Source organism: Mesorhizobium sp. M7A.F.Ca.CA.001.08.2.1, assembly GCF_003998455.1.
Taxonomy (GTDB): Bacteria; Pseudomonadota; Alphaproteobacteria; order Rhizobiales; family Rhizobiaceae; genus Mesorhizobium; species Mesorhizobium ciceri.
On sequence record NZ_RZPW01000877.1, the window covers coordinates 1 to 2365 of the forward strand.

The following is a 2365-nucleotide window of genomic DNA, read 5'->3' on the forward strand; positions in this document are numbered from 1 at the left end:
CCGGAGTCGAGGTTCAGGTAAGTCTTGTCAACAGACCTTCACCTACGTCGAAGCCGGAGGCACCGGTGTCGTCGATCGAGACACTCTCATCAGTAGGCCTTGACGACAATTCGGCGCGAGAACTCGCCAGCCGTTGCCTCTGGCTCGACGAGGCCAGTTTCGCGCCAAGCGATTTCGACATGGACAATAAGCGAAAAGAAGCAGCTGTCGCGGCCGAAGAACTGTCGGTTCGGCAGGACGGATGGGACGCGATCGGAAACGATCTGCCGGGTATGCCTGCTTGGAATGTCACACTTGAACAGTGCCAATCCCAATGCGAAGCAGATCGCCGCTGCTTAGCACTCACCTACGACAAGAAACACGCCGCCTGTTTCATGAAGAGTAACGGGTCAATTTTGGTTAGGAGTCCCGACGCAGTGATGGCGGCGAAAGGAGCAATCAAGGCGAATCTCCAGTATTCCAGCCTCGTTTTCGGCAAGGACACGGTAGTAGTTGGGGGCGCTTACGCGAATGTGCGCAGCGGCTATGCCGACTGCGTATTGGCCTGCGCCGCTGATCAGAGATGTCTAGGCTTCAATTTTGACGGTCCGAACAAGATGTGCGCTATGCTCGACAACGTGACCTCATCGTCTCCCTTCAAGGGCGTGACTTCGGGCGTTAAGGCCACCCGCAGTTGAATTGGCACCGGTCCGAAAAGTGCGCAGAGAACAAGCCGTGACCGACAATGACTCAAACATGCTCACCAAAGAAAAATCTCCTAAACCCTCACCTTGTCGCCGATGGATGAGCGGTTTCGGGTGACGGTAAGGTTGTGCCGAAGGTCGATGTGAGACGCGAAACCCTCATTGAAAACGGCCGCTTTGCTGCCTCGAGGTCGGGCGCGGACGCAACCCCCACCCGCCAGCTGCAGGTATGGCCTTACGTCGCAAACTATTGGCTTTAGAAGCAGCGCATCGGGCTTCATTGACGATGCGACCATCACCATATGGTGATCCATAGCCTTCCAAAAAGAGAGAAGCTCGCTCTGGCGCGGTCGCACTCGGCCGTCAGCTGGCAATAGGCTGCTGAGTTTTCCGAGGTGTTCTGAACTGATGGCCTGATTAACCAAGTCATGAAGCTCGCTGCTGTTAATCGCGCCGATGGCCTGCTTCTCGCGGTGACTTAGGTTTATCAGCCCCATCTCGCTCTCCGTCCGCATAGACACCGTCACGTTCAACGCATTTGAGGTATCTGACAACACTCTTTTACGAGAAGGGCACCCAGAAGATGGTGGCTAAAGGTCAGATGACACCTTGTGCCACTATCGTCCTTGACCCGATGAGGTTGAGAGCCCGTCGACCGGCTGCTGCGCTTCATCGCCACGCACGCGCAGGTACCCTGCCACCGCGCACCGATACCGAAAAGTGAGGCCTTGTTTGCCCCCCCTTGCTACCGCGTTGCCCGGCGAACGGCCCGGCGGATGACCTCGCTCGAATCTGGATCGGGGTGCTCGCCACCGCCTTTCCATTCATCAGAAACCAGCCATTCTTCAAAGTAGAATAGCCATGTCGCAATCCATGGAATGAAGGTCTGGTCCAGGCGCATCGACCCCACCCACTCATGCGCTTTGGGCAGGTGCAGGCAGAGTCGGAGTGGATCGTGGTAGACGTGCGGCAATTTCTTTTCGCCAGCAAGAAGCTGAATGTCCGGTTCCAGCACCACAGCCTTCGCTGATCCGCCTCGCTCGTAGCTCAGTCGGACGCGATACTCCCGACTTAAGGGCGTGGGACGAACGAGATATTCCCAGGTCAGTCCTTTTGCATTCAACACGCCGTCACCCGCACAGATCGGGTTCGCTCGCAGGAACAAGAACTGCTGTGCCGGCGTGAGATCAGGACGGGTTGACCAGTTCATCATTCACCGAAGTACGTGTTCTTCGGCACAGCGGTCGCCGCGGCGCTGTTGGTCAACGTAAGACCGACCATAGGCGTAACAAAAAGCTTCTGCGACGCACGCGCGCCTGAAACCTGTTCCGTGCGGGCATCCATGACGCGCGCCACAACGGTCTTGCCGTAGGAATCGCCGAGTTTCTTGGTGATGCGGTCGAGGCCTTCGAGTTCAGCCAGGTTCTCAAAGTCTGCGAGCGCCTTCGCGTGCCAGGCAGAAAAGGCAGTGGCTCTTTGCGGCTCCTTGTTCCAGCGCTCGGCGAAATTCTCACCGACGGTCGTTTCGTTTGCGACTACATACATCAGCTTGCCGTTCACGAACGGCCGATCGATGAAGTGAGGCATCATCCGGATTGTTGCGATGACGACGTCTAGTTCGGAGTCAAAGGTGAATGTGTTTACGCAACACTCGTAGGCTTGCGCCGCTAGCGTCGTAATGA

At 56.8% G+C, this 2365-nt stretch carries 3 protein-coding genes and 1 pseudogene; 1 reads left to right on the forward strand and 3 read right to left on the reverse strand.

The features are described from left to right. The coding region (locus tag EN914_RS32345; protein ID WP_245497891.1) for a PAN domain-containing protein at positions 1 to 677 on the forward strand (677 nt) is incomplete at its 5' end. Positions 678 to 757: 80 nt separating this feature from the next. On the opposite strand, the gene EN914_RS32350 is transcribed toward EN914_RS32345, so the two are convergent. The 3 genes and pseudogenes from EN914_RS32350 to EN914_RS32360 form a co-directional block, all read right to left on the reverse strand. Then, on the reverse strand, positions 758 to 1180 hold the full coding sequence (locus tag EN914_RS32350) for a hypothetical protein (RefSeq protein WP_024504457.1): 423 nt from the start codon (positions 1178 to 1180) through the stop codon (positions 758 to 760). A 248-nt stretch (positions 1181 to 1428) separates the two neighbouring features. Further along, positions 1429 to 1893 (reverse strand): hypothetical protein, encoded by a 465-nt coding sequence (locus EN914_RS32355; RefSeq protein WP_024504458.1) that lies wholly within the window; start codon positions 1891 to 1893, stop codon positions 1429 to 1431. Continuing rightward, positions 1893 to 2365, reverse strand: a pseudogene (locus tag EN914_RS32360) (nucleotidyltransferase); the annotation flags it as partial. The pseudogene EN914_RS32360 and the gene EN914_RS32355, both read right to left, overlap by 1 nt.